The 25,345-nt window shown below is 50.2% G+C and carries 29 protein-coding genes; 1 reads left to right on the top strand and 28 read right to left on the bottom strand.

Annotated features, from left to right (window positions below):
* Positions 1-29: 29 nt before the first annotated feature.
* From Q1A48_RS13545 to Q1A48_RS13505, 9 genes are all read right to left on the bottom strand, one after another.
* Positions 30-338 carry a hypothetical protein gene (locus Q1A48_RS13545; RefSeq protein WP_299945777.1) on the bottom strand — a complete coding sequence of 103 codons (309 nt, stop codon included), beginning with the start codon at positions 336-338 and terminating at the stop codon, positions 30-32.
* Between the two features lie 57 nt (positions 339-395).
* Positions 396-725, bottom strand: a complete 330-nt coding sequence (locus tag Q1A48_RS13540; protein WP_299945775.1) for a hypothetical protein — start codon at positions 723-725, stop codon at positions 396-398.
* Positions 722-1,078 carry a hypothetical protein gene (locus tag Q1A48_RS13535; RefSeq protein WP_299945773.1) on the bottom strand — a complete coding sequence of 119 codons (357 nt, stop codon included), beginning with the start codon at positions 1,076-1,078 and terminating at the stop codon, positions 722-724. Before Q1A48_RS13535 ends, Q1A48_RS13540 begins: the two co-directional genes overlap by 4 nt.
* Complete coding sequence (locus Q1A48_RS13530; protein WP_299945779.1) at positions 1,075-2,130, bottom strand: ParB/RepB/Spo0J family partition protein; 1,056 nt, start codon at positions 2,128-2,130, stop codon at positions 1,075-1,077. The genes Q1A48_RS13535 and Q1A48_RS13530 overlap by 4 nt, the downstream gene beginning before the upstream one ends.
* Before the next feature lie 2 nt (positions 2,131-2,132).
* A complete protein-coding gene (locus Q1A48_RS13525) occupies positions 2,133-2,882 on the bottom strand; it encodes a ParA family protein (protein WP_299945772.1) in 750 nt (249 codons plus the stop codon).
* Between the two features lie 511 nt (positions 2,883-3,393).
* Positions 3,394-3,786 (bottom strand): group 1 truncated hemoglobin, encoded by a 393-nt coding sequence (locus tag Q1A48_RS13520; protein WP_299945770.1) that lies wholly within the window; start codon positions 3,784-3,786, stop codon positions 3,394-3,396.
* A gap of 37 nt (positions 3,787-3,823) precedes the next feature.
* A complete protein-coding gene (locus tag Q1A48_RS13515) occupies positions 3,824-4,366 on the bottom strand; it encodes a hemerythrin domain-containing protein (RefSeq protein WP_299945768.1) in 543 nt (180 codons plus the stop codon).
* A gap of 97 nt (positions 4,367-4,463) precedes the next feature.
* On the bottom strand, positions 4,464-4,709 hold the full coding sequence (locus tag Q1A48_RS13510) for a hypothetical protein (RefSeq protein ID WP_299945766.1): 246 nt from the start codon (positions 4,707-4,709) through the stop codon (positions 4,464-4,466).
* Positions 4,710-4,770: 61 nt separating this feature from the next.
* A complete protein-coding gene (locus tag Q1A48_RS13505; RefSeq protein WP_299945764.1) occupies positions 4,771-5,715 on the bottom strand; it encodes a zincin-like metallopeptidase domain-containing protein in 945 nt (314 codons plus the stop codon).
* Between the two features lie 204 nt (positions 5,716-5,919).
* Here Q1A48_RS13505 and Q1A48_RS13500 point away from each other — a divergent pair, with 204 nt between their 5' ends.
* Entirely contained in the window at positions 5,920-6,126 is a 207-nt protein-coding gene (locus Q1A48_RS13500) for a hypothetical protein (RefSeq protein ID WP_299945762.1), read from the top strand.
* Positions 6,127-6,171: 45 nt separating this feature from the next.
* On the opposite strand, the gene Q1A48_RS13495 is transcribed toward Q1A48_RS13500, so the two are convergent.
* The 19 genes from Q1A48_RS13495 to Q1A48_RS13405 all read right to left on the bottom strand — a co-directional run bounded on the left by Q1A48_RS13495 (position 6,172) and on the right by Q1A48_RS13405 (position 25,334).
* The gene (locus tag Q1A48_RS13495) at positions 6,172-6,363 is read right to left on the bottom strand and encodes a hypothetical protein (protein ID WP_299945760.1); all 192 of its coding nucleotides are present in this window, start codon (positions 6,361-6,363) and stop codon (positions 6,172-6,174) included.
* The gene (locus Q1A48_RS13490; RefSeq protein ID WP_299945758.1) at positions 6,356-6,829 is read right to left on the bottom strand and encodes a hypothetical protein; all 474 of its coding nucleotides are present in this window, start codon (positions 6,827-6,829) and stop codon (positions 6,356-6,358) included. Before Q1A48_RS13490 ends, Q1A48_RS13495 begins: the two co-directional genes overlap by 8 nt.
* Before the next feature lie 119 nt (positions 6,830-6,948).
* Entirely contained in the window at positions 6,949-7,125 is a 177-nt protein-coding gene (locus Q1A48_RS13485; RefSeq protein WP_299945756.1) for a hypothetical protein, read from the bottom strand.
* 90 nt (positions 7,126-7,215) lie between these two features.
* Positions 7,216-7,431: a hypothetical protein gene (locus tag Q1A48_RS13480; RefSeq protein WP_299945753.1), complete on the bottom strand. Its 216-nt coding sequence runs from the start codon at positions 7,429-7,431 to the stop codon at positions 7,216-7,218.
* A 196-nt stretch (positions 7,432-7,627) separates the two neighbouring features.
* The gene (locus Q1A48_RS13475) at positions 7,628-7,939 is read right to left on the bottom strand and encodes a hypothetical protein (RefSeq protein ID WP_299945750.1); all 312 of its coding nucleotides are present in this window, start codon (positions 7,937-7,939) and stop codon (positions 7,628-7,630) included.
* 175 nt (positions 7,940-8,114) lie between these two features.
* The gene (locus Q1A48_RS13470) at positions 8,115-8,345 is read right to left on the bottom strand and encodes a hypothetical protein (RefSeq protein WP_299945747.1); all 231 of its coding nucleotides are present in this window, start codon (positions 8,343-8,345) and stop codon (positions 8,115-8,117) included.
* Positions 8,346-8,374: 29 nt separating this feature from the next.
* Positions 8,375-11,110: a conjugal transfer protein TraG N-terminal domain-containing protein gene (locus Q1A48_RS13465; protein ID WP_299945744.1), complete on the bottom strand. Its 2,736-nt coding sequence runs from the start codon at positions 11,108-11,110 to the stop codon at positions 8,375-8,377.
* 9 nt (positions 11,111-11,119) lie between these two features.
* On the bottom strand, positions 11,120-12,589 hold the full coding sequence (locus Q1A48_RS13460) for a conjugal transfer protein TraH (protein ID WP_299945742.1): 1,470 nt from the start codon (positions 12,587-12,589) through the stop codon (positions 11,120-11,122).
* Entirely contained in the window at positions 12,586-13,353 is a 768-nt protein-coding gene (traF, locus tag Q1A48_RS13455; RefSeq protein ID WP_299945740.1) for a conjugal transfer protein TraF, read from the bottom strand. Before traF ends, Q1A48_RS13460 begins: the two co-directional genes overlap by 4 nt.
* Positions 13,353-16,931, bottom strand: a complete 3,579-nt coding sequence (gene traN / locus Q1A48_RS13450; protein WP_299945738.1) for a conjugal transfer protein TraN — start codon at positions 16,929-16,931, stop codon at positions 13,353-13,355. Before traN ends, traF begins: the two co-directional genes overlap by 1 nt.
* Positions 16,918-17,748 carry a type-F conjugative transfer system pilin assembly protein TrbC gene (trbC, locus tag Q1A48_RS13445; protein WP_299945736.1) on the bottom strand — a complete coding sequence of 277 codons (831 nt, stop codon included), beginning with the start codon at positions 17,746-17,748 and terminating at the stop codon, positions 16,918-16,920. The genes traN and trbC overlap by 14 nt, the downstream gene beginning before the upstream one ends.
* A complete protein-coding gene (locus tag Q1A48_RS13440; RefSeq protein ID WP_299945734.1) occupies positions 17,733-18,806 on the bottom strand; it encodes a TraU family protein in 1,074 nt (357 codons plus the stop codon). The genes trbC and Q1A48_RS13440 overlap by 16 nt, the downstream gene beginning before the upstream one ends.
* Positions 18,803-19,417 carry a hypothetical protein gene (locus tag Q1A48_RS13435; RefSeq protein WP_299945732.1) on the bottom strand — a complete coding sequence of 205 codons (615 nt, stop codon included), beginning with the start codon at positions 19,415-19,417 and terminating at the stop codon, positions 18,803-18,805. The genes Q1A48_RS13440 and Q1A48_RS13435 overlap by 4 nt, the downstream gene beginning before the upstream one ends.
* Positions 19,380-19,847, bottom strand: coding sequence for a S26 family signal peptidase (locus tag Q1A48_RS13430; protein WP_299945730.1), 468 nt, complete (start codon positions 19,845-19,847; stop codon positions 19,380-19,382). Before Q1A48_RS13430 ends, Q1A48_RS13435 begins: the two co-directional genes overlap by 38 nt.
* A gap of 31 nt (positions 19,848-19,878) precedes the next feature.
* A complete protein-coding gene (locus tag Q1A48_RS13425) occupies positions 19,879-20,316 on the bottom strand; it encodes a hypothetical protein (RefSeq protein WP_299945728.1) in 438 nt (145 codons plus the stop codon).
* A gap of 17 nt (positions 20,317-20,333) precedes the next feature.
* Positions 20,334-22,937: a type IV secretion system protein TraC gene (gene traC, locus Q1A48_RS13420; protein WP_299945726.1), complete on the bottom strand. Its 2,604-nt coding sequence runs from the start codon at positions 22,935-22,937 to the stop codon at positions 20,334-20,336.
* Complete coding sequence (locus Q1A48_RS13415; RefSeq protein ID WP_299945724.1) at positions 22,927-23,337, bottom strand: hypothetical protein; 411 nt, start codon at positions 23,335-23,337, stop codon at positions 22,927-22,929. Before Q1A48_RS13415 ends, traC begins: the two co-directional genes overlap by 11 nt.
* The gene (locus tag Q1A48_RS13410; protein WP_299945721.1) at positions 23,324-24,625 is read right to left on the bottom strand and encodes a TrbI/VirB10 family protein; all 1,302 of its coding nucleotides are present in this window, start codon (positions 24,623-24,625) and stop codon (positions 23,324-23,326) included. The genes Q1A48_RS13415 and Q1A48_RS13410 overlap by 14 nt, the downstream gene beginning before the upstream one ends.
* The gene (locus tag Q1A48_RS13405; protein WP_299945718.1) at positions 24,606-25,334 is read right to left on the bottom strand and encodes a type-F conjugative transfer system secretin TraK; all 729 of its coding nucleotides are present in this window, start codon (positions 25,332-25,334) and stop codon (positions 24,606-24,608) included. Before Q1A48_RS13405 ends, Q1A48_RS13410 begins: the two co-directional genes overlap by 20 nt.
* Positions 25,335-25,345 lie beyond the last annotated feature (11 nt).

The following is a 25,345-nucleotide window of genomic DNA, read 5'->3' as shown; positions in this document are numbered from 1 at the left end:
GTTACTATGGGACTTCCGGATCTGTCAAACTATGCGTGCCTCCCCGGCAAAGCCGGGGGGTCTCCCTTTTGGACTAGTAAATCCACATTGTTACCTACCTTGGACTTGTACTCATCACCATTCAGCTCCCTGCCCTGGATCAAACCGAGACGGGCAAAGTAAAGAGTGTCCTCTCCCTGTTTGCGAGATTTGACATCGGAAATAAAGGCCCTACAGCTGGTCAATGAGTCGCTGGGATAGAGCGGGTTGCTGAAGCTGCGATGTTTTCGTTGTTCATTACCAGAGGCAGACATTTCATCCTGCTGTGCAAAATTCGGATCTTGTATAGTTTTGCTCATAGGGATTTCTCCGGTTGTTTGTTATTCACAGTCAAATTTAGCTCTCTACGGAATCAATCAAGCAATCATGGAAAACAATTTATCCATATTTGCCATCTCTTGATTGTTCTTGTGCAACCAGATAAATTTACCATTGTGAACAGCAATTTTTTCCTCTGGAATGCCAGACTCTTCTAGGAATCGAATAGCGCGATCAATACTGGCGTAGCTTTTCGGCGTCCAGCGGTGAGTGAAAATCTTCCAGGCGCGGGACCTGTCTTTAGAGATAATGAAAATCTCATATTTGCCATCATCATTGACTCGGACCAAGGCCTCCCCAACAGGGAAATCATTGATGTCTCGGGCCAAAGCTTTCGCCGGATATTTGGTAATTAGAATATTGCTCACGCGTCCCCCTCCTTTTCCTCTTGATCAAAACCCGGATTGTACAGTTTGAATTTCTGAGGGGGTTTACCTGCTGTACGCTGCTTCCCGTTCTGCTTCTTTACAAAAAAACGCTGGCGAATTCCGTTGCTCTCCTCCTCAATCAACTCTCCGGTCATCACCTTGCCGCCCAGCATTTTTAAGGCTTCATGGATCTTGTTGCGGTATTCAGCGAACTTATCCACCGGCATATTGCTAGCAACGTACATGGGGAATACAATTACCCGTTGGTTTTTAAGTACAGCCCAGTGATTACCAAAATTAATTTTTTTTATTTTTGAAGTGCATTCCGCAGCTTCTTCCTTGATATCCGTCATGCAATCGCCTCTTGATTCAATTCTTCTGCCAGCTTTTCCATAACGCCAATATCCGTGACAAATAGCTGCTTGCCAGATTTTAGAAACAGAGTCAAATGTACTTGGTCCCCATTCACACTGAACTCGATATCATCCACGCGCCGGGGTTTGGGTTCCACCTTGGCTTTTCCAGGTTTCTCTTTGGAATTACCGTCAGTTAATGCCCTCTCGTCATTTCCATCGTCTTTCTCGGTTCCAGAAGTAACCACCTTAGATTTGGGCGTAGTAGCCGGAGCCTGTTCGATGCTTTCTAGAAGAGCCCTAAGGGATTTTTTACCCTTCTGCGTCTTGAAATCCTTGATGTGTTTCTTTGCAGACACCGAATCAGTTTTGAGCAGACTTGCCAGCATATAGAGGCCGACAAAGCCCTCCGTAGGGTACTGGATATTCAGCGGCAACAATACCTCCGACTGGTCCGCTAAGGCTCGATACTTGGACATATTGGCCTTACTGATCTTCAGCTTCTCCCGCACCCGCTCGGCTGGTCCTTTAACACCCTCCTGCTTGTATTGCTCTACCAATTGTGCGTAGGCTATGGCCTTCTCCATCACCAAAGTATCTTCACGTGCGTCGTTTTCAATGATCTGGGCCTCCAAGATCATCTTCCGACTCTTCAGATCTACAGGTACTGCCCAAAGCTTCTTGGTCTTCCTGCAAAGGGTCGAGATAGCGCGCCAACGCCGCTCACCGGCCACCAGCTGGTACTGATGCTTAGGGTTATTGTCAATTGGAAGCACAAGAACGGGCTGGAGCTGACTATTGGAGTCGATGGTATCTGCGAGTTCCTGCAGGGCGGCCTCGTTAAAATGGCGGCGCGGCTGCTTCGGGTCGGGACGAACAACAGCCGGGTCAATATAGATATCGCGACCGGACTTCACCCCCTGGTTAGCCACTTCGGCAGCCTGTAAATCAGCCTTGCTCTCGTTCAGAGTTTTTTCAACACGCGCAACCAAGCGTTCACCCGCTTTGGATTTATGCCCCTTGAGATTATCGAAAAGACTTGATTTCGCCATGATCAAGCCTCCGCTACCAATTCAGCCGCGGTAGCCTCCAATTCCACTCCAAGTATTTCGGCGAGTTCTTTGGCCAAATTAAAAAAGTCCTTGGTTTGTTTAGCTTTATGGCGGCGCACATAATCCATGTCATCACAGTCATGAACACAGGCGCCACTGCCAAACATATTAGCCATAGCCTCACAATAGAAGCTGCGGGACTTTAATACCGAGTAGCCCATCATCGCATCTTCAGATTCTGCGTCAGCGATCAAGGCACGTTCTGTCCGCGTGCCGGCGCGGTTGTGCACTTGATTTATCCAGAGGTATGCCGGTGGTTTTCCGTCAAAAAGATTCTGAATGTTCTGAACCACATGACAAAAATTTTGTGTCGTGGCTATATCCATCAAAGTCGGCTTAAGAGGAATTAATACCAAATCTGATACAGCGATAGCCTGGTTTATTAACGAAAGGCTTTCACCTATCAGTGTCCCAGGAGTATCAACGATCACGAAATCGTAAGCCCGCTGCAGGGTTTGGATTTCATTTTTGATTTTGACTCCGCCTGGGGCCGCGGTGTTAGGCCAGATGGGGCTGTCCTCATCCCTACTCAAGGCCCTGTCGATCCAGTCACTGCCGTTACCCTGCTCGTCCGCGTCGTAATAGACGACATCGAAACCCAAGAGACGCAGAGTCGTGGCAAGGTTGACGCCACAGGTAGTTTTACCCTCTCCTCCCTTGCCATTAGCGATGCAAATTACCTTGTTTTCCATAGGTTTTTCCTCAGCCGATGCCTTTGTAGATCGGAATCATTATTCCATGTAATGATTCACAAAAGCAACATTTTTTCAGCAAATTATACTATTTTCTCAAAAAAATGGCGCGCTGTTTATGATTCCGGCAATTTGTTCATATTTTCACTAAGGCAGATAGGCTGTAGTGCAGCCATTGCATCTAGCTCGCACCAGATACCCTCGATCTTACGTCTAAAGGCAGCCCGCCCCATCCGGAAAGGGTTAAGCATTTCAGTCCAGAACGGCAGCCAGAGGATTCCTTGGGTTCCCTCGCGACCGAATCGGCACATCAGGCGACTGTCATAGCTATATTCCCGCCAAAACTCATTAAGACGACACAACACTGCGGTCACACTACTGACTGCCACTTCGGCAACTTGGCCCTTCGGGCTCATTACTTTCAAGCGATATGCACTCATTATTGATACAACCCGCTAGCAAAAGACTGCTTCAATAAAGCGGCCTACAGGCCGCCTCCAGGTACCACAGGTCAAGACTCTCGAATAACGATCTGGTTTCTGAACCCGGCTGTGGCCATCATGAACTCGTCGTATTCCTGCTTTTGGATATCTAGCGACTGAAGCGTATTTGACAGGTGCTCAGCGACAATATCGAAGTCTTTGTCTTGGATATTTGATTTCGCATGAGCTTCACGCATGGGCTTGCCCTTGTAGCCTACAGGACCTCCAGACAAAGCGTGTAGGAACTGAATCATCATGCCCTTCAGGTGGGGAATATCGGTGTTCTTGAAAAAGACATTCACTCGGTCATCGGCGAGAATACGTTTGTAGAGACCATCTACAATGGCATTGACGACCGGTCCACCCCCGACTCGATCAAACAAGGATTCCTCTTGGTCTACTATAGTGTTAGTTTCGGACATGGCATCTTCCTTATCATTTGTTAAAAATTCATAGGCCCTAACCAATCAGGGCATTGGCACGGTGGAGGTTGGGGATCTCCTCATAGAAGGGATACAGGGACGCCTCTTCGCGATTGATTCTCTCCCCCAGGGATTTGCCCAATGCACGAAACTGCTCTCGAAATTTATGTGGAGAAAGAGTAATAAAATCAAAAGTCCAGGAACTCAGCAGGCTGTATACTTTTTTCTGAATCGCTGACATTTGGGACTTAAAGGCATGAACAGATTCGATGACATCATCGTCTTGGGAATACGCCAGTTTGATTTGGCCATAAAGACGGCCATTTTCAAGCATTATATGATCAACGAATATGGTTTTAAGTCGCGGAATTAGAGCAGAAATCTTCCTATTTCTTTCACGCGGACTTTTACTTCCATGACCGTCTAGCAGATTTTTGATTTGTCCATATACATGAAGTAGTTCCTTATGGTCTGCTTTCAATTTGTGAATCAAATCGGGGTCATAATTATCAATAAGCTCAGCTGGCCCTCGAATCTGCTTGGATTCCGCAGATTTAAAAATTTTAAAGAAATCCCGCATCTTGTTTACTCCGAATTGGAAGTAATGAATAAAAAGTGTGGTTGCACACCATCACACCGCTAATCCACACTTCGACAAAGGGGTACTGCAATACAGATCAACAGTTCAGTGCATTAAGCCCAATAGCAAAGCAGCGGGCCAAAGCATCCAGGTGTGTAATCCTTGCCTGAGGGAATAAAAAATCTTTGATATAATTGATAGCCATATCCTTCATTTCTTGATTCGAGTAGCGATACCGCTCAACTATCTTAAGTATCTCCGCATCAGTTATATCGACCCCACACTCGTAGTCATTGATTTCGGGAATCGACTTCTGAAACAACTCAGATATAATGGCTTTCATACATCTCCTGTTCCCCATCAAAATAAAGCGGCACTAAGGCCGCTTTACAAAGTGGACGGTACTAAACAGCACCCTCCTTTAAACTCAGCTGATGATTCTGCTGAGCGTTTTCCAGCGCCGCCTTACCTACTGATTCGAACAGGTATGCCAGCGCCTTCTCCGCTCGGGATGCGGCTCTCACCAGAAACCGAGGCTCAACCCGCATGGCATCTACCCAAAACTTCAGGTAGCTGACATGGTTCTCCAGGGAATAGGTCAAATCGTTACGGGACATAAAAAACAGCGCCCCGAGTTCGGCCACTAACTCTTCGAAGGGATACCGGTGTTCCTTCGCAAACTGCTGGTTAGAACCCTCGGCGCCGAAGCGGTTTAACCGCTTGGCATGACCTGTGGAGTGCATACATTCGTGAGCTAAGGCTGCGGTGTAGGCAGCTTCGGAGGTAAACCCCTCTGGCATCTGGATTCGGTCCCTCACCGGGCTATAGGCGGCTTTGCCACCACCCTGGACCAGCCCGATACCTTCAGCCCGCATGTAAGCTAACAGGGCTTCACGGGATAACGTCAGGGGTTCATCTCCACCCTCGCTTTCGATGATCGGGGGAGTTGCAACACCCTCGATCTGGTCCAGATTGAAGACCAACGAATAGCGCACGACCGAGTATTGGCGCTTCTCCAGAATCTCCCCCGTATCTTCATTGATACGTTCCAAATTCTGCACCTTGAAGAAGATCACGGGGAATCCCTTCGTATTCTTCTTCACCTTACCGCCCTTGGCATTGGCCTGCTTCAGGGTCATCCAGCGGTTGCTGGCAAATCCCTTCGACAGACTGGCCAAAATCAGCATCAAGGCATTCACCCCCTGGTACATCTTCCCGCTGAGGTGATTCATTGGGCTGGTAACACCAGACCACTCCTTTTGCCAGGGGGGAAACCCATTGGCCTGCTCGGGCTCTCCGAGCATTTCGATAACACGCTGAGTCAGGATTCCATAGACTTTATCGGACATGGCTATTTCCATTACCCCTGTATGGCCGAGGCGCACCTGCTGGTCCCGGTTGACCGGCAAACTATTGACGGTACAATCGAGATCGTTGTCTCATAGCGAAAATTTCTCCAATCAACAAAATCAAAATATACTATTTTGATCTAAAATAAAACCCGAATACGCAACAAAACCAGTAGCCCTGCGCGCCAAATGGAGAAAAGAAATATGGAACAGTTCGTATTGATACTGACACTGGCTTTAAACCCCACAAGTGGCAGTGGCGGCGCTAGTGTTTCAATGGAAACCTTCGAGAGTAAGAAAGCCTGCGAAGCAGCTGCAGAAGAGTGGAAAAAACAGGTAGTCGCACGCTATGAGTCAATTCGAGCGATGCCAGAGCAAGCCTATATCACCCTGTGTATGCCCAAGAAGTAAGAAAGGCGGCCCTAGGGCCGCCTGGAGGATTCAGTGCAGGCCAACTCAAAGAGCGGCGCCCTGAACAGGTTCGCACAGAGTGGCATAGACCAGCTCAGTGCCATGGTACACCTCACACACGCGCTCGATACCGGCATCTGAACCGGTAAGGCTGTGTGCGAGATCCACCGCTTTGGTGAACGCTTGGCAAGGCTCAGTCTCCCATGCACCGTAGTCGTAGACTCTTACCTCAAACACCACTCACCTCCTTAGACGAAATTGAGCAGCGTATTGTTCTGCTAAACTCCTTGTCCATAGGGGTGGAGGTGACTTTCATCTCGTTCAAGTAGGGATAAAAATCATCTATCCCGCTCACCTTTTCAAGTGCCTGAGATACATTTTCCGCACAAACATTGGGTACTTCGTACTGGACTGATTCCTCTCCCTTATTGACATCTAGGCGGAAATCGAAGGAGTAAACCTGGGCACAGCGGTCCAGAGTTTCACAGATTTCATCCCTATGCTGGATATCAGATGTTCGAGCATTGATATCGACATGGTTCTGAATCAGTTTCACCCATTGGTAGAAAGGAACTTGCTTGTTCCTTTCTACCAGGTGAGCGAACTCCCCTATGGCGAATCGGAGATTTTCGACATCCCCATCTTCGACCATATCCAGATGGTAAGACAGCCATACTTCACCATTATCGTTAATACAAATCATAAATAGCCCCAGTTTTAGGTAGAGGCGCACCCACCGGTTGTTATCAACCAGCGGTGCTGATTGATAACATTTACGGCCATCAGGCCACCGGTATACCGAAGCGCAGCTTCGATATTCGGTTAGCTGAGCATAAGCAGGCGCCGGGTTGTCGGCGACACTCGCTCCCCTTGCTTCAGCTTCTGCAATATTTCTTGACGGCTGGTCACATTAACCCGCACACCAGGCATTGCATTCAATTCTTTAGCAGTTTGGACAAGGCTTTTACATTTGCAGACCTGCGCGATCTGATTTTTCATCACCATAACCAAGGTTGAAAAGTATATTGTGGTAAATACACCGGCAGGACAGTAGCGCTAAAAAGCGCTACTGTATCCTGCCGGCAAAGATCATGCAGCCATAAGCTGCCTGATCTTCTCAAGGGTCCCGACCTCAGGGCGTCTAGCCAGGCGCTCAAGGACCTGATCGTAGTCAACAAAGGTATCACAATGGAGTTCGACTATAGTGCCATCACGTTCATCATGAACGCTCATATCAACAGAACCGTCATTCTTCCACTCTTCAACAACCTTGTACCAACCCAGTTTGTAGGGTTTAGTCTTCATCAAATTTCTCCATAGCCACTGACAGCCGCGGCGCGCTTAGGTTTAATGCGAGCACTCTACATCACCGTCATCAACAACAGTGATCGTGTGCATAGTGATCTTCATAAGCCAACAGTCAAAGGTCGCGGCGCACCACCAATGTGACAGCTAAAAAGCGTCACATCAGTACAATCAATATATTATATTTTGATGGAAGTCAAATAAAATCCATATCACTGGCCAAAGGAAGGTCGTCAAAGTCAACTTCTGGCATGATGATCTTTTCACGTTCCATGCCCTGAGCCCATTGCAGAGCACGCTGGAAGCTAACAAAAGCCTTGGGATTGCCGCGTTGGGTTTTCATTTGGGCCAGGCGCCGGCGGCGCCCAACAAGAATGGAGGCATAAATCCAGTAGTGGATCACATCATCCTGTAGGATTGGTTGGATGATGATATGCGCACCCTCACCATAGGAGCGCTTTAGCTGGGTTTCCTCGATAGGTTCATAGTCAGGCTTGAGTTCGGTCATAGCTTACCCGGTGTACGAACAAAATTTGCAGGGATTGTACCTAAGACAGAGCAGAGTGCATCCTGTCGTACATATTTCCAGCCACCGAAAAGGCTATTTTACGGACACATTGATCATATTTTGCACGCATTGAAGGCTTGAAAGGGGCTTTAAAGCGTAACCTTTGCAAACTTGGTTAGAGGCCAAGACCACCAGAATCCCCAAACCCAACACTGTCAAAAACAGTATTATCCTGGGCGACATCAACACCCAGTGGACGAATACCAGCTATCCCGCCCTGAGGATGCGGCTCAGGGTGATCAGGGAAAGGATAGTCCTCTGCCTGAGAAGTCGGCAAAGGCACCTCCTGGTTACCATCAACTTCAGGGCCTGTAAAGATCCTGAAAATAGATTTTGTGAATTTCATGTACATATCCTCATCCAAAATTCAGTATTTCAAGGAACCTTATCCCACCATTCCTGTTTCGGGGGCTCCATTCGGTCCTTCACTTCGCTAGATAGATCTTCACCCTGCTGCTCTGCAATCTTAGCCCTAGAATCCATCTGTTCTTTATGCTCTTCCAAATTCCCACGTACATCATCAGCTGTGATTGATACCTGTTGGTCCTGTACCATAGCGTCCCATTTTGGCTCAACCGCATCAGGCACCCCCCTAGAATTGGCTTCATCGACAGCAGTATCAATATTCCCAGTATTCTCAGCAGAAACAACAGCCCGCGCCCCAGAAGCAAAATCATCTACAGCGCTCGAATTGGGCGTAAACGCAGGAGCCTGATAGTCATCACCTTGGTAAACCTGCATGGCAGCATGAGAAAGCGTATCAAGTGCTGTCTGCTGTTCCTCAAGCGTTCCCTTGGAAGCCTGGTGAATTAGGCCATCCAGCTCATTGCCCGACAGGACTTGACGAAGGGAGTCAATATTATCTACTTTAACAGCATTCGAAAGAGTTGAGGCACTTTGCCACGTTTCCATAGCTCTCATTTCATCACTTACAGATCGAGAATATTGCTCCTGAGCACTGGTAAACTTACCTTCAGAAGCCTCAAAAGCGTCCTTGGTGCCATCACTAACTGAATTCTTCCAGTCTGACTTATTGCTATCCGTAAATTTTGCGATATCCGCTACCGAGTCCCTTACCTGCTCCTGACTCAGGAACTGATTCAAATGCTCTTGCATCTCCTGTGATCCCCACTGAGATGCTGTGTCAGCAGAAGCGCCTAAAGACACTCCCTTTAAACCACCACCCAAACCAAACGCAACTTTAAGGGAATTGACCTGTGATTCGGATAAGCTCTCCCTTTCACCATAGGATTCAATTTTTTGCTCGACTTTCTCTAGCCTGGAATCCAGACCCGAACTAAATTCTGAACTGACACCCGTTCCAGCATTGGCGCCAGTTGAAACATCCGTAGAAACGCCAAAGGCACTGCGTATAACCGCTTGTGACTGCTCATTAAACGTTGCAGATGCCTGGGCTGTTTCCGCTTTGGCTTCCTGATAGGCCGTAGATTTACTACTCGTATTCTGTTGTAAGTGCTCCATACTGAGTGCGGACCGGGTCTGCAAATGTTCTGACGTTTCACCACCACCGGTCATATTATGAGTGACACCCATTCCGTCCCTGTAACTGGCCATACCCGTTTCCATGCTTGGAGACATATTGGTCTGGAAAGCACTCTGATTTTCGAAACGGGTATTCCCCAGGTCGATATTGCCCTTAGTGGCCTCATCGCTACCTGAAGAAACCGGCTTCTCGTACCCCTGCATTAAACGACCAACCATCCCAGCAGCCATGGCACCGCTACGACTGACCAACATATATGAGATCATAGGTACGAACGCTAATAGATAGCCAGCCACACCAGCCCATTCCGAATGCAATCCATGCAATCCGCCCGATGTTATCAAATTATAACCACTGCTAAACGTAGTTCCTCCGGCAGAATCATAAATTAGGCGCGATTTTGCCTCCATAGCTTCAAAATAGGTAACTGCAAAATTGATAATTGCAAATGAGGGCGGCCAAAGGTTTACCCAAAAAAGCACAGTTATATAGGATATCAAAACTTTTGAAACTAATGGCGTCATCGCCATAACCAGGATCAGCGGAAACACTGCATATATGATCGCCTCAAAAATCAAATGCAACATTGGGATAAATTTCTTGGCGATCCCCCCCATCGCCAGGAACGTATTTCGTCGCTCCGCTTCCGCCCGCGTTGTTGCGAAATCCTGGGCAGCGGCAGAAGCATTGGCATCACTGGCAAAGTTAGAGAGCCCACGCCGTAATGAATGTAACAAGGCGGACTGTTGCATCATGTCAGAGGCATTAGTTGACAGCCCGGTTAAATAGGTTATCCCCAGAGGCATCGCTGCTGCATACCTTGACACCGCCTGTGCATTCCTGTTCGGGGCATCCGGATCATCCACATTGTTTAGCCTAGCCATGAACACTGGTTGATAATTATCCTCCATCCAACTGTCCAACTCATCCACCATATCACCAACTCTCGCTTTACAGCCAGATATAACCGGGTCGCCAGTGGGCGGCGCATAGGTGAATTGCAGAGACTCGCTGGTATTATCTTTGAGGAAGGCAGGTAGATTATTGGCCCTAGCAAGTTGATCCCATGAATACCTGTTCAGAAGCAGATCGTAATAAACACAGTTCTTGAAAAAATCCTGCCAATTAAGCGACTGGCGCGCATTCTGTATCGTGACTTGGCTAATCTCATCCACCAGCCGCGAAGAAAACAGCAAGCCTGATTGTGTATATCGAACACCGTTCGGTAGTGAAAATACAGATTCCGCAGTTTCGGTCATGAACTCGCTGAAGGTGGAGAATATGGTTGCCGTTAGCGCTAAACCAAAAGGCACACTGCCAACGACATTACTGTTTGTGGGGTTGACATCATCCCTGATAATCAGATCCACCTTTGGGACCAAGAAACCATAGAACAGGAAGAGTACACCAAAAAACCAACTTGGATTAAGTGCTTTGCTGTCGCCCTGACTTGTGAATGCTACCTTTATCATCCAGCTTACATAGCCCAATAATGTGGCCGTCGCAAGCGCTATAGCATAATTTTCATTACCAAAAATCATGGCAATGCCGTTGAAAATATAGCGCAGGAAGGCCGCGCCTCCGTAGCTGATAATTTCGTAATTCACGACATTACCTTAAAAGCTGGTGTTAGCTGTGGCATAAAATCCAGCCGCTAACCGACCCATTAAGGCTTTATCGAATAGCTGTGCCCTCTGCACCATTTCAAAATAGGTATCCATTCGCTCATCGACCGCAACCTGTCGAGCCTGCAGTCCTTCAATAATTCCATCGATATTATTATAGAGGGTATCGCTCTGGTCTGTCCCATTGCCATATTTGCTAGATTTGAGTTCAAATTGAGCGTGCTCCAATATCTCAACTAATTTTTCACTCAGTATGCTATCGGCGATTGGCTCTGATAAATCTCCAACCATCATGTCCGCACTGTAGCTGATAGGCATATTTGCAGTTACAGAACGCAGATATCGATATATCGGATATGAAGTGCTCCTGATAATTCCAACTGCAGTATTATTGAGGGGGGTATCGTCTCTAATGGATTCAACGATATTTGCAAGTTCATTCCTGATCAGGGTTTCTATGCCTGTAAAATTTTTGTTATAGACAACAGGGCTGTCAGACAAATCCCAGCATCCTTTCTTGCTGGTAGTTCTATCCTCAGCACAGCGAAACATACTGAAACTATTTGGAGACTCGGTTCCTTTAAGAAGCACAGCAAACAATTCCTTAGCACGTCCGGTCAATTGTCCATCAGGGCTTACCTTAACTGGCGGAATTGACAAAGTATTAAAACTGAAGTTGTTCGAATTCGGATCAGGTCGCCTCTTGATATATGTCCCGGTAAGGTTCATTATCAATTCAGCAATATCGAGATCATTCGTAAAAAATGGATCATCCATCAGGAAGTACCACATCATATTGCCCTCGACAAAGCCAACCTCACCCGCATCGGGATTATTATTAAGCGTTGTGGCGCCCTGCCCTCCGCCTCCACATCGCTCTTGTGCCGTGATGTAATCCTCACCATTGTTATTCATCCTCTGAATGATGCAGTCGGAGTTCGCCATGCCCATCGCCTCCAGGCCACCGCCAAGAAGCTGCTGGGCCATTGCACAGGAATCGCCGGCAAACTGGCGATACTTATTAGCGAAGGTCTTCATCTCCTCGATCAATTCCTTTAGTTTTGGAGAGACCATCCCAATACCCAACATAAATAAAAGCCCCAGGCTGTTTTCCCCAACGGCACGCAGACTTTCGACAAACTCATCGGCGTTGATCGCACTGAATCCACCAGTATAGAGATCAATACCTCCACAACCCGCACTGACATTAGGTGTCGAAAAATTATATAAGTTGAATTTTTTTTGATGGGAGCGCCAGTTGGCACTGCCCGCCGTAAAATAGCTGGCTTTTTGCCCTTCATAAACACCTGGTGCCGTTACATTCGCGTAGTTCTGCTCGTTAAACCATTCCTGGACTTTACTGCCAACGTCCGCCTGGGCGTCTAGTACCGTCAGCGCCAATGCCGATATAAGCGTCCTGATAACGTTAAAGGAAACTCTATAATTTAATTTTTGAGTCATGGCTCTTCCTCCATGCGCTTCAGCGCCGACATTAGCCTTTCTATAAACCCGCTTTCGGAGGTATACCCATAGGAGACCTTGGCAACCTCATTGCTATCAGGGTCAACCATAAACACTGAAGGCACACCAGTAACCTCAAGTTTCCGTCCTAAATGGAAATCTTTTTTCGGATAGGGAAATTCCGGCACTCCCTGCCCATCCAGAGACACCGGAATAATAGTGATATCGTGTTGTTCCACAAACTGCTTCAGGAGTGGCGTAAATTTCCTGCAATACGGGCAAGTGGAGGTGAAGTAGTACACCAAACCCTTCGTTTCCCGTATTTTCTCTATCGCCTGATTCCGTTCCTTATCCTGTACTTCGGCGTATGCTAACTGCTCATGGATGCTGGTCGGGCGGCCCCGGCCAGCATATGCAAATTCTGGTTCTGTCCAGATCAGCTGCTGTCCGGCGGCGGCAAAATTCCCGGCCTGCTGCGTGATTTGCTGTGTGCGTCGGAGATAATCAGCAACGTTCTCTGGCGTCGAATGTAGAATCGCCAGAGCGGCCGCATTCTCCCATGCCTCCCCCTTAGCCTTCAGCTGCTCCCGAGGCGTCTGTGGTGTCACTGGTTCCGCGTTTTCTGGCTCCTCTATAGGTTCGGGGGGCTCCTCATACCAGTACCAGCCCCGCTTCCCTGCATCGCCATAATTTGTAGCCTCAACTTGAGCCATGGCTATGATTGCACTTGTGGCTATAGTGACCACCCAAAACTGCCCGCTCATCAGTCACCGGTCCTCGCCTGGATAGACTCGCCCAGATCTTGCGCAGCTTGGTTGAGTGTCGGTGACTCGTTTTCGAGTTTGTCCAAAGCATCTTGAAAATACTCGCTGAAATCCATAGCATTGAGATCCAGCTGATTGAATTCATCCTGTGTGAAACCATCGCACCTAGGTTTCTTGGGCTTGCCGTAGCCTTTCCTCAACTGGGCATTGCCCTGTTCTACCAGCAACTTAGCGAGCTTCGAGCTGTAGGTGCAATGGACATGGTACTTACGCTTGTCTGGCCAGGTTCCGGACTCGTATTTGCCTACATAGACCACTCGACCTTCTTCTTTGGCATATCCAAGAGCCACTTCTTCCGCATCACAGTCGGTAATACCGATATCGACACCCCAGCCACTGTCAGAGCAACAATTCTTGATGCCGAGGCTGGATTTCTGGCACTTCGCATCCTCGCCGGAAAAGAACTCGATATTATCCGGATCGACCATACCTTCTATCATTTCGCTCATCAGCTCCATACTAGTGGCGACTTTGGCCAGATCCTCAGTAGCATCTTTCGCTGTGTCGTATTCCGCGTTGCACTCGCCATCGATACAGGGAAATAAGCTCTTGCAGATTTCAGCCACTTGCATATCTCCTCCAGAACCGCAGCTGTAGGTTTGCTGGGTACGGATGCAGCGCCCCTGGGTATCTTCCTGAATACAGGCCGAGGACAATACTCCGCAGCCCTGGGCTCGAAGATCGGCACAGGCATGGGACTCCTGCATGACTATTTCTTCATAGAGCCATTCGTGGTCCCAGCTCCAGCAGCCGCGGTATACAGGAAAGCCGTTGATCAGTGCCCACCCGCCCTGGGTGCAACTGCTGTCAATATGCTGGGCATTCCATCGCTTGTTGGAAGGACATACCTCGGCAGTTTCCTCACTGTAATCGCATACCAGAACCCTGCCCGCCCAGAACCCAAAACCGGTGTGAATTGGCTGGGCATTGAGCCCCGTGAAGGTATAAGGTATCCGAATGGTGGCCTTCAGACCGTTTCCGCAGGCGGGCGCAGATACGATACTGCTGCCGGCGACACCAGCACTGATTTTGAATATGTCTGCATCTTCTTGAACATCAATGCCCAGCAAATCCCCATCTAGCGGCAGAGTGTCACAGACTTGTGCTGGAACGCTGCCTGTCTCCCAGGGCACCGACTCACCGGCCTTCAGGGCACCCACGCGGGAAGACACCCCGAAATCCACAGCCAGTACCGGCGTATCGCCGGCCACAGGCTGCTCAAAGGTATAATTGATCACCCTGCCTTGGCGCAAATCGACCGTCAGGTACAAATGGCCCTGGATACCCCATACCGGCATGGAAGACGGCTGGATCAGGCTCACATGCGCATAGATAAATCCCAGATCCATTCCATCATCGATGGTGAACTGCGGCGGCTGCTGCAGCTGCCCCCCTCCCAGATTGCGTATATCCACCGGTACCGTGGCGGCATCGTAGTAGCTCTCAATGATCTCACCGGTAGCGCCTGGGCCAGGCGGGAATGACGAAAGAATCTCAATCGGATAGGTTTCACCCTCGAAGCCCAGGGCCGCTATCCGATCTTCATAGCCCCGGACACAATCGGGCTCCTCCAGGGTCCAACCGGCTCCGCAGGAATAGATAATGTAATCCAGCTCGGCTTGCCGGCTTTCGTTGCGAAAGCGGTAGCACATATCCGGGTGCTGCAAAAGCCACCCGGCATCACAGTAGTAGTTGGTACCTGTCTGAATTGCATCGACAATATCGACCCTGGGCCGGTGGCATTCATCTTCGTTTTGCAGAGAGTATCCAACCGGGCAGGCATAGGTGGTATCCACCTGATCGGCCGGATGCTCGTCTCGCCCACCCCGCTCACAGGCAACTCCATTATCTGTCCAACCCAGCGGGCAATAATATTCAATGTCCTGATTGGCGGGTTTGGACTGGGTGATCGTTTTCTCGCAGTAATTACCGTTTTTCGTATAACCGGAGGGACAGCTCAGTACCGCTGAGTCTGTATTATCAACACAATATTTCCCGGACGGGCAAGTCTGTTCGGTTGAGAGCACTTGCGCGTTCTGCTTGGTTGTAGGCTGCCTAGAACAACTTACCGGTGAACCATTAGCGCCACCCCAATTTCTATATGAATTTCCGGAATAACCCGTAAAAAGAGCAATTTGAGCAACGTATTTAGAGCCTTTTTTCCCGCAAGCATTTTTCCACATATAAATATTCGGTTCATGTGGAGCAAGGTAAGTGCTTGAGCCATAGTGCCATGGCCTGGATGGGTGCGCGCCTCTCCATCTTGCAACACTGGAGATCCAGCTAGAAGGTCTTCCGGGTAAATTTATATTGGGTAAGTATTCTATAGTCGGTGTATAAACACACTTCTTGTTCTCCTTATCTATTGATAGGATTGCTGACAATTCATCGCCATGCCAGTTCCCAGTTTTTTTTGTGTAGGTTGTAATTCCTCCTAGTACATATTTAGAATCATAGCTGCAGGCATATCTCTCCCCAATACCTATTTCACTAATAGGAGTTTTCTCCACAGCTGTTTTTTTGCAAATTCTTCCCTCTAGCATCCAGGAATCATTATCGCAGGAGTAAACCGTCCTGCTCTCATAAGGTCGAGTTTCTGTAGTATCTTTCCAGCAAACCTTTCGCACTGGGTCAAAAGTGTAGCTGTCATCCAGGCAACCGAAAACTGGTGTTCCATTCGCTGGTATGATCTCTGTCCAGTAATGCCGGCATTTGTTGTCGTTTGCATTAAATTCCCACTCCTTACCGTCATCGGGACAGGAAAAGATCGGGTCCCCGTAAGCCTCTTTTTCATCCTTCACAGTACGAGTGCATTGGGTGCCTACCAGGGACCAGGGGTTCTCTTCATCTATCGGACACCTGTAGACCTTCTCCTGCATGGCCGGCAGCGTCTCCACACCCCCCCTGACACATTCACCACCTTCCAGCTTCCAGGGATTGTTTGCATCATAGGGACAGTGTGGATCGGTATCGTAGACGGCAAAGTACCGCGTGATTTGATCTTCGCCGCAGCTGCCGGTAGTAGTTTCCCTGCAGGTGTAATCCTCGGAATACACCGAACCTGTGGACTCACAAGTCTTTTCCTCACCGTAGTCGGCACCATCGCGCTTCAGCTCCGTGCAGTCCTCGTAACCGTCAGCAACCAGCATGGCATCGCGGCCAGCCTCGGCCTTGCGCTCGAAGATCGGATCGGTATCTGGGTCGATCTTATAGGCGTCCCGGTTACTGTAATTCTCAATAACAAGTGCCGCCGAATCGTCATTGGCCGCCCTGGTTGCCGCTTCATCCTGCATATTACCGCCTGATTGCTTTTCCTTGAGATCGGATACATCCTGGCTCTTGTGGCTCAGGAAATTGCTGTCAGAAACGGTATCGATGGAATCAGATTGCGCAGCCTGGGTCCGGTTTGCCAAAGATTTACCCTTTTCTGTCGCATCCTCACCATATGTAACAACAGTGAGTAAACTGCCTGTGAAAAGCAGTAGTGCCCCATACAGCCAGAGCTTAGTTTTTTTCATATCTTTTGCCCCGCTCGATCAAATTTACTGCCAATTCTGGGAAAGGGCCTTCACCACGGCGACGAACTTCCTCCAGAAACCGCTCGATACCTGCCGCACCCTGGGCCTTGATAAAGGGAACCTCTTTACAGCCTTCGGTATTGCAGGCCGGTACCGCGGATTGCGGCAGTACAAAACTCGGCACCTGGTGGATTCCAAATCGATGGTACAAGGTCGGATCTACCACCATGCCGGCCAGATTCTCCTCGTCTTCAATCAGCGCCTTCAAAGCCGCCAGGTGCGCCTTCAGGTCATTGTTCTTAAAACCACGAAATACCAGCGTCGCGCCGTATTTTGGCGCCGAGCGCAGATAGCGCTTCAAGGCCTGGTCTCCCAGGGAAAAGGACACAAATACCAAGGGACCCGCACCAACTCCACGCGCTCTGTCCTCCGCGATCTCTGCCTTGCCCGCCGCCAGGGCCTCTCGTAACCCAGGGCCGCCTGACAATGCCCGAGGCGCCTCTTTCAAAGCCTCAAAATCGAATCCCTGAAACAGACTTTCCTCACTGATTGAACTCAACTGATCCAGCTGCTTCGCGCGCTCTGCTTTCGCATCCGGCCTGACAGCTTCTGCTTGGTACAACTGCTTCCGCACCTCCGGCGATACGACTTGTCCCTTAGTGGCAGCGTCTTCTAACAGTTGCTCGCGCCGCTCCCGATCCTGCAGATCCTGCGCCCGCAGCGGGAACACCAAAGCGAGTAACAGCACAATTAGTCCTGCCCAGGTGCATTCCTTGCCGCCCAATTGGATCTCCAATAGCGTCAGAGTGCGCAGCATTTACGTTTTCTCCAAACCAGATAGGCCGCATCCTCGCCCTTGTAGGGATACTCGCGACCGGCGCCCCAGGCATAAGAGGGCTTGCCATAACCCACCGCATAGTCCTGCATGGGCCGCGGGTAGAGCATTGAGACCTTGTACTGTTTCTTTCGCATCACCGGCTGGTACTGGGTCGAGCACATGGCCGCATCAGTGCTGGTGTCCTGGCCAAGGCCCAGTCGATGCAAACGAAAGTTCATTCTGTGAGTGAGGAGTAGGGTCGTATCAACGACACCCTCGTGGTGCTCCACATTGCCAGTCAGTGGATAGACACTGCCCTGCCCTCCGGAACACCAGTAGAGAGAATCAATGCCGAAATTGGTCAAGTTAGCTTTGACGGAATCCGCAATACAGGCCGCAGTCGCGGCCATATTCGCAAACAGGATCGTTTCCGGATTAAGGATGAAACTCAGTTCATCATCATCCCAGAGTGGATCAATCTCAGTCAGGTAGACGAAATCGTAGCTGTCGTTACTCATGCACAGACTAGAATTGACCGCCATCCCCAGCCAATTGAGCACGGGATAAGTAATCCAATGCACTTGGTAGAAGGCACCTTCTGACTTGTCGGAACCGTTGGACGCAGCCCCATCCGGTGCATTTATATCAAATAGGATTTCTCCTCCAAGACTGGGGAAGCACCCCGGTGTGCGCACCACTTCCGCCACACGGTAGGGTTCCCACCAGCTGACGCCCAAGCCAATGCGGTAAAACACCGGCGGCGGCGCCGGGCAGCCACAGAGAAGTGGCGGCGGCGAATCGCCATTGCCCTTTTGTTCAAAGGTCAACTCAACAGGTCCAATTTCAATGGGGAAAATGCACAACCAGCAGATATCGGATACCGGGTTGGGCCAGGCCCCTTGACAGGAACCTGCAGGGGCGCCGCCTACCTCATCTGTCTCCCGGTCGGGGGGGGGGCTGGTCTGCGCCTTGGCACATTGCCCTCCCAGCATCGCAGCAATCAGCAGGGCGCCAAACACACTTGGCAGCAACAGTCCCTGAAAACCATGGATTTTCATAACCCAATCACCTCCACCTGCAGTAGCTTTTCCCGAGCCATAACGCGCGCCGGTAGCTCTGTCAGCCTAAAACGTGCGACAAGGTGTCCTTCCTGATCCAAATAGACGCGCCCCAGCTCCGGCTCCAGTAGCCGTACGTCGCCTGCAACGGCGATGCGCTTGTCCCGCGCCGACATTCCGCAGTGCATACGCACCCATTCAAGCTGTTCCCGATCACCGGCGTCGAAGAAACACAATGTCTTGCGATAATTGACATAATCTAGAGGATTAATCCGAGTACCGGTCGGATACAGCACACTGCCATCCGCTCGCAGCAGAGGCTGTTGCAACGTCACCGAAGGATCGAGAGTATAGGTGCGGCTTTCCTGCGCCCTCGGCAGACTCCCGTTGGCCACCAGGCTACTGTCCGCCATCTGGTCGCGGTGCGACTCCATCCTCTGCTGCCAGGAGCCATTCGCTTCGGAATGCCTTGCCTGTTGCATCATTACCTGCACCAAATCCTCTTCCTGTACCTCGTACACAGGCCCAATTGTCCCAAGGTCTGCAGCCTCCCCACCGGCGGGCATTAGGAGACTAAAGAATCCGGTGAGCAGTGCCGATAAGCGCATCATCAGAAATCAATCCAATCTCCCGGTATCGGGAGTCATAAGAAAAGTCGTGGGGCGTCCACACAAAATAGCGACCTTCTGGAATCACTGTGCTCTCTATTGGCCGCAGTAATAAACCATTATTTGCCTGCTCGTGAACCCACCCGATTTTTATACCATTCAGGAAAACATGGTGGTCCTTGATGTCTATTCGATCTCCTTCAATCCCCTTAACAATCTTTAAAAACCTGCGTTTTCCGTGATAAAGAGAATTCTCTGGAGGATAAAAAGCCACCACATCGCCCAGCGCAGGAGTGCGCCCCGGCAATACCAGGTAGACAAGTCCCGACATTGAATTGCTGGCATTGAAAACGAAGTAGAACCACGGCTTGCACAGTGACAGAATTCCCAATACGGATAAAACAAACCCTGCAGTCACCAGTGTCTGGACCACCCTGCGCCGGCGCCAGCTTGGATCACCCCGCTTAATTCTGGTCCAGGGAAACGCGCGTTGCATCTCGATTCTCCTGTTCTGTTACGCCGGCTTTCACTGGAAAGCCTATCTCCTTCATCTTCCGGTCAACGAGCAACTGCACCACGTTGGTATAATCCGGAACATTCTGGCTCAGAGCTGCACCGGCAGCGAAGATAATGACCTCCTCCTCCTTGGAAACCGTTTCTACGGCCGCCTGCAGAGCATCACCGAAGCGCTCTCCCGCCCGCCGTATCAACTCCGGCTCTTCACCGAACTCATAACGGTTGGGCGCAGCCGCCATCAATGCTCGGGCATCTACCGTTGCAACGGGAAATTCAAACGGTCTGTCTAGCATCTTGTAGTTGATGATAAAAAGTGCAATTACTGCTATTGCCAAAAACATTAATCCAAAAATCTTGTTAATGCGGCTAATGGAGGTGGCTTTCATGTGATTCTCCCTGTTTCCTAACGCCGGGACTCACTGGCTAAGACATCCACTGCATCCCACAGCCCCATACCTTGCTCCCGCATATTCTTGATCCGCTGCATCTCAGGCCCCTTGGTCGAGTACAATTTCTCGGTACTGGGATCAACGATAAAACGGTTCAGGGTAATGCCGCTGGGACCTTCGATCACCATTTCCGAGTATTTACCCTGGATGGTCCGCAACTGTCTGATCAGGTCACCTAGGCCATTGGATGTATTGATGTACCCTTTTTCCAGGGACTGCTGCAGCTCTGATGGTTTGAGCCTCAGGTAGATCGCCCAGTCCGAGTTGCTGTATGCCGCCTGGGCGGTATCTGATTGGAAATAATCGCTGGGCTTTTGTGTGATAGTGCCGAAAGCGCCTCCGTGTTTTCTCGCAACTCGGTAACCCTCCTCGATAAAATCACCTGCCCTGCCCCTGCCAAGAAGCCGCCATGCCTCATCGATCCAGCAGAACTTACGCACCGATTTATCACCAAACAAATACATTTCATTGGTGATTTCCATCATCAGAACCAGCAGAGCCACGGACTGCAAATCCGGTGTATTATTGAGGCCATCAAGCTCAAGGACCACAAAACGGTTACTCAGATTGACGTTGCACTCGCCCTCGAAATAGCGGCCATACATTCCTTTTTTGGTATAGGAATACAGCGCCCGAGAGAGCCTGTCTGCCTCCGATCGGGTTCTTCCGGTTTCGGGGTTGACATCTGTTTTAAGTTTCTCGACGACCGTAGTAATCGTGGATTGATTGCCCCGATCCTCCCAGGACGCCATGATTGCCATTTCGATGGTTGCCCGCTCTTCCGCGGTCAGAGGATTGTCTGGAGACGCCATTTCGCAGACGAGGAGCTTCAGCAAGGGCAGCTGGTCTTCCACAAAATGCTCGGCTTGGCTTGGGTCTAGTCGGGAAAAAGGGTTCAGGCAAATACTGTTGCCGCGCTCAAAGTTCAGGTAGGTGCCCTTCAGCAGGTTACAGATGTTTCGGTAGCTATGCCCCGCATCAAAAATAAAAACCTTGCCGCCGAATCCTAGAGTGCGCGTCGTTACCTCATTAACGAAGAAGCTCTTGCCACCGCCCGAGGCCGCAGTGACCGCCATGTTGTAGTTGCCTTCATCATTGTCGAAATTATCGAAAAAACTCAGCTGGCCGCGACGGCTAATCAGCAGCATCAGTGGTGACTGCCCGCCCCGATACTCGCCCAACCAGGGCGCCATATTGGTACAGGACCAACTGAGTCGCTTGTAATACATCCCAAGTTTCCTAAGTGACTGGTTGGTATCCTGGCTGATCCCCATCGGCAATGCCGCCAACAAACTGTGCTGCGGCAGGTAACGGCTTTTTGTGATCATCCAACCAAAGCTCTCATACAGGCTTTTGAGTTGCTGCTCAGCACTTTTCTCAGCCCCCTGCGGCGTGATCAACATAACAGTGAAAAAACTCTCCACCATCTTGTTACCAGCTTCTAGTTTTTCCGAGGCAAACTGCCAGTCCGCCTTGCGGTCCTTCCAAGTCTGCACATACTTGGCAACCGGTGTGTCCGCCATCTGCGTTGCGCGAGTCATGTGCTGTTTCGCCTTACCCTTCTCGGCAACCTGGTCAGGCACATGCACAACCAGCGTGGCGATAAAAGGGCAAGTCAACCGCTTGCTGGCATCTTCGAAATGGCCGATCAGATCACGGTTCTTGAAGGCTGGCCAAAACTTCGGGAACTGTCGCACATGAAATGGGATATAGGAAAAACATTCCTCCTCATGGATGATCGAACTGCAGCCCGCATCGAATAGCGCCACAGTATCCGCACTCACTAGTTGGTCACGGATTAGGTTGTTCTCGTCGTATTGCAGTTTCTTGCGGTCTTTGTTAGACGGATTGAGGACATCCCATAGTAGATTCACTAAGCGCTCCGGACACATTACTACGCTGGGAATATGTGCACTGCACAATGCCGCAGAGATCTGCTGCCGTATTTTGCGTAGAGAATCCAGCTCGACGCTTCCCAGCTCATGTGGGCTTACCCCCTCCCCTACTGGACGGGAATAGGAAAGCACTAACGTATAATTACGCAGCAACACTTCCTCATCCGAAAAGAGGGAACGCCAGCGCCCTTGCTTCAAGTATTCAATACGACGGCGCGCCAACTCCTGGAGCACATCACTGATTTCTCCCGGAGGGTTTTGGTTGTGCTCGCGCCAGATAGCCAGTTTCCGCTTGATATTGGTTTCCGGCACCATATGCACCGTAATGACAGTACCCGCCTCGTGGCGGCCCGCGAATATGGAATTGAGCGCTCCTAAGGTATCCGGAGTAAGACTCGTGGCCGGCGCGCACTCCAGTACAAAACCGCAGGTATCTTCGTTAAAATACAACTCGCTTTCCGGATCAAAGCTCTCGTAGGGAAGGATATCTGCCAGTCTGTGGCGCTCCCCAAAAGCCCTAATCTGCTCAATGGTAGCTGTGGTACCGGACTTCATGTAGTGCTCCCCCGGTGGCGTTTCATCCAGAAGCACATTGGTAATGGAGGACACCAGCCTATTGCGAATCCGAGCCCAGCGCTGTTGTAGGGTGAGATTATTTTTCATTCACCCCCCCTTCCAACAACCACTGGCTCTCAGCAGTCTTGATAAACATCACCGCACCAGTCACCAGCGCATCATTCTCAGTAACAAAGTGATTCACCATGATGCGCATCTGTTTCGGGCGGGTCAGCACCGCATCCCCTTCATAAACGCTTTGCAGCACATTGTAGGTCCGGTCAATCACAACCTTGCTTTTAGCTTTCTGCACCTGGCCCGCAGTACTGCTATAAAAGCTGGAACGGTAATCCTGGAAATTACTGCTGTTGCTTTCCTGGTAGGCATGACTCATGGGCTGACAGCCCGTATCGGGATACTCAGAACAGGTAAAATCGTTGTTGGCACAGCCCGACAGAGCTATCAAAATTATTACCCCAATCAAACCACTATTGTTAACGACTCCCATTGATATTCCCCCTGATAACAAAATCCAGATCTACCGCCTCTGTGATAAAAATCTCCGCAATCCGGTTTGGACCCACCTCAATGATCGGGTGTACCTCGTTTGCCCGTTGCATATAGTAATCGGCCAATTTCTCCGCTCCCGATGACAGCCCTTCGCCCACCGCAGCCTGGCCCACGTCACCGGAGTCCAGTGTCGCAACACTCCCCAGGGCGCTGGTACTCTGTGTTTGCGCAGCCTGTGCTGCCAGCTTGCCTATTCCCGAAAGCGCACCGGCGGCGAAGGTCTTACCCAGAAGTGCACCATTGCGTTCTATGAGTTTCCCACGCAGCCCTTCTTTGCCATCCTCACCGATCACAGTGCCTTTCAAAGGCGCATCAACGATATCGCCGTTATCAAGCACACAGCTCAATGTCAGTAGACGGTACTTTGCTCTCTCGGATGAAATATCCCCCCAGCCCTGGGCAATTACAAAGCAACCCTTGATATCACTTTCAAATAGATTTGGTAGGTGGCCGAGATCCTTCATCTCGAACAAGGCCGGTATGGGATTACTCTGCCCCTTGTTGAGTGTCGGCGCATCCATACCCGACAACAGCACAGCGCGGCCGAAAGTACCCGCAGGCAAAGCGCTGGCGATATTCATTCGGGCCTTCTTGTTGCTGCTGGCTTCCCCTTTGAGGTCGATATACACCATGGAGGTTCCCTGCTGGTCTGCAGCCCTTCGCCCACCGCGGCCTGGCCCCGGAGGGAGGTTAGGTAAACTCAAAACACCTTTCTCCCGCCCATAGTCTTCTTCCTCTGGCTGATTTGTAGTTTGGCCAATAGGAATCGGTGCCGGCGGCAGCGGGCCATCCAGATCGATATTTTCCTCTTGCCCCGTGCTCCCTGCTCCTGGCGGTTGCGTCTCTTGCAGAGGTACCTTGGTAAACCTGCCCTCTGAGGAGCCCCGGTTGCCAGCATCCTTTAACTGACCTTCCAGCGAATCCAGCTTATTCTTGAAGGTCCGATTCTCGTTATTCGACCGCCTCAATGCCTGCTCCAAAGCTGCAAATCGTTCCTCGCTTTTCGCAATCCACTCATCCTCATCCGAGACGCTATCGCTGGACCGTATTCGGTACTTTTCTTGCACTTCCTGCTCTTTCAGCTTGGCAAGCTCATAGGCAGATAGCTTTCCTTTATTTGGGTCTGAAAACCACAACCCAAAAAAGACCATACACCCTAGACCTACGGTGCAGATTAAGGCGGTACGTATCTGCTTTTTGCGAATTTCATTTGGCTGCTGAGACATAATCAACGGCCTCCGCGCTCCGGGTTACAAAGACGAATGTGCGCCGATTTGTCGGTACCGTCAGGTGCTCTAGGCCGACCGCCAAAACGCCATTCCCAAAATTCATAAAATCCTCTTCTCGGTAGGTGATTGTATTGCTGGAAATATTGCGCAGCTCAAATATCTCACCGAGATACATCGCAGATTCGTAGGTCATCACCAGGCGAAGCTCCGTATCCGGCCAGACCTTATCCCGCTTCGCATCATGGTCATAACGGTTGTACCCTTTCAGGGGCGTGCGGTTGCTCATCGCTTTGTTGAGATCCGCGATTCTCTGCAGATGGGGGTCGCCCCTGAACCGTGCCCGCTCATTAGCGGCAATCGGCTTGGCCTTACCCTGGAAAATGATGGTCTGCGAGGGCACGTTCTTGGGCTCAGCCACCACAGTAAAGGTATTACCCATGTTGTCTTCCAGGAAGAAGGAAAACGGTTTGTCGTTTTTCGGTTTGATAAAAAGCCCTTCGTTCAGCTCCTTATTATTCAGAACCTCATATTCCCCTTTGATCACTACCGCTCCTTCCAATCGATTTTCCCCTTCGGCAGTCATCCTATTCATCTCATAGCGGGAAACGGTCACAAGCACCGTTTCGCCGTCCTTAACGGGATAACGCTGTTGCGCGGCCCCCATTACTGACCAACCCAAAAGAACTATCAATATCCACGTCTTCATTATTCAGCCCT

The organism is uncultured Microbulbifer sp. (assembly GCF_947489355.1).
Taxonomy (GTDB): domain Bacteria; phylum Pseudomonadota; class Gammaproteobacteria; order Pseudomonadales; family Cellvibrionaceae; genus Microbulbifer.
The sequence above is the reverse complement of the archived record's forward strand: the minus strand, read 5'-3'. Positions and strand labels throughout refer to the sequence as shown.

What these genes read in the sequence shown, in the direction of transcription:
- Q1A48_RS13535 (WP_299945773.1), bottom strand. Translation starts at nt 1,078, where the DNA reads ATGACGGATATCAAGGAAGAAGCTGCGGAATGCACTTCAAAAATAAAA.
- Q1A48_RS13415 (WP_299945724.1), bottom strand. Translation starts at nt 23,337, where the DNA reads ATGGGAGTCGTTAACAATAGTGGTTTGATTGGGGTAATAATTTTGATA.
- Q1A48_RS13475 (WP_299945750.1), bottom strand. Translation starts at nt 7,939, where the DNA reads ATGACCGAACTCAAGCCTGACTATGAACCTATCGAGGAAACCCAGCTA.
- Q1A48_RS13485 (WP_299945756.1), bottom strand. Translation starts at nt 7,125, where the DNA reads ATGAAAAATCAGATCGCGCAGGTCTGCAAATGTAAAAGCCTTGTCCAA.
- Q1A48_RS13425 (WP_299945728.1), bottom strand. Translation starts at nt 20,316, where the DNA reads ATGAAAGCCACCTCCATTAGCCGCATTAACAAGATTTTTGGATTAATG.
- traN (WP_299945738.1), bottom strand. Translation starts at nt 16,931, where the DNA reads ATGAAAAAAACTAAGCTCTGGCTGTATGGGGCACTACTGCTTTTCACA.
- Q1A48_RS13515 (WP_299945768.1), bottom strand. Translation starts at nt 4,366, where the DNA reads ATGCGGGATTTCTTTAAAATTTTTAAATCTGCGGAATCCAAGCAGATT.
- Q1A48_RS13545 (WP_299945777.1), bottom strand. Translation starts at nt 338, where the DNA reads ATGAGCAAAACTATACAAGATCCGAATTTTGCACAGCAGGATGAAATG.
- Q1A48_RS13440 (WP_299945734.1), bottom strand. Translation starts at nt 18,806, where the DNA reads ATGAAAATCCATGGTTTTCAGGGACTGTTGCTGCCAAGTGTGTTTGGC.
- Q1A48_RS13410 (WP_299945721.1), bottom strand. Translation starts at nt 24,625, where the DNA reads ATGTCTCAGCAGCCAAATGAAATTCGCAAAAAGCAGATACGTACCGCC.
- Q1A48_RS13510 (WP_299945766.1), bottom strand. Translation starts at nt 4,709, where the DNA reads ATGAAAGCCATTATATCTGAGTTGTTTCAGAAGTCGATTCCCGAAATC.
- Q1A48_RS13490 (WP_299945758.1), bottom strand. Translation starts at nt 6,829, where the DNA reads ATGATTTGTATTAACGATAATGGTGAAGTATGGCTGTCTTACCATCTG.
- Q1A48_RS13405 (WP_299945718.1), bottom strand. Translation starts at nt 25,334, where the DNA reads ATGAAGACGTGGATATTGATAGTTCTTTTGGGTTGGTCAGTAATGGGG.
- traC (WP_299945726.1), bottom strand. Translation starts at nt 22,937, where the DNA reads ATGAAAAATAATCTCACCCTACAACAGCGCTGGGCTCGGATTCGCAAT.
- Q1A48_RS13480 (WP_299945753.1), bottom strand. Translation starts at nt 7,431, where the DNA reads ATGAAGACTAAACCCTACAAACTGGGTTGGTACAAGGTTGTTGAAGAG.
- Q1A48_RS13500 (WP_299945762.1), top strand. Translation starts at nt 5,920, where the DNA reads ATGGAACAGTTCGTATTGATACTGACACTGGCTTTAAACCCCACAAGT.
- Q1A48_RS13505 (WP_299945764.1), bottom strand. Translation starts at nt 5,715, where the DNA reads ATGTCCGATAAAGTCTATGGAATCCTGACTCAGCGTGTTATCGAAATG.
- Q1A48_RS13530 (WP_299945779.1), bottom strand. Translation starts at nt 2,130, where the DNA reads ATGGCGAAATCAAGTCTTTTCGATAATCTCAAGGGGCATAAATCCAAA.
- Q1A48_RS13470 (WP_299945747.1), bottom strand. Translation starts at nt 8,345, where the DNA reads ATGAAATTCACAAAATCTATTTTCAGGATCTTTACAGGCCCTGAAGTT.
- Q1A48_RS13435 (WP_299945732.1), bottom strand. Translation starts at nt 19,417, where the DNA reads ATGATGCGCTTATCGGCACTGCTCACCGGATTCTTTAGTCTCCTAATG.
- Q1A48_RS13460 (WP_299945742.1), bottom strand. Translation starts at nt 12,589, where the DNA reads ATGACTCAAAAATTAAATTATAGAGTTTCCTTTAACGTTATCAGGACG.
- traF (WP_299945740.1), bottom strand. Translation starts at nt 13,353, where the DNA reads ATGAGCGGGCAGTTTTGGGTGGTCACTATAGCCACAAGTGCAATCATA.
- trbC (WP_299945736.1), bottom strand. Translation starts at nt 17,748, where the DNA reads ATGCTGCGCACTCTGACGCTATTGGAGATCCAATTGGGCGGCAAGGAA.
- Q1A48_RS13520 (WP_299945770.1), bottom strand. Translation starts at nt 3,786, where the DNA reads ATGTCCGAAACTAACACTATAGTAGACCAAGAGGAATCCTTGTTTGAT.
- Q1A48_RS13525 (WP_299945772.1), bottom strand. Translation starts at nt 2,882, where the DNA reads ATGGAAAACAAGGTAATTTGCATCGCTAATGGCAAGGGAGGAGAGGGT.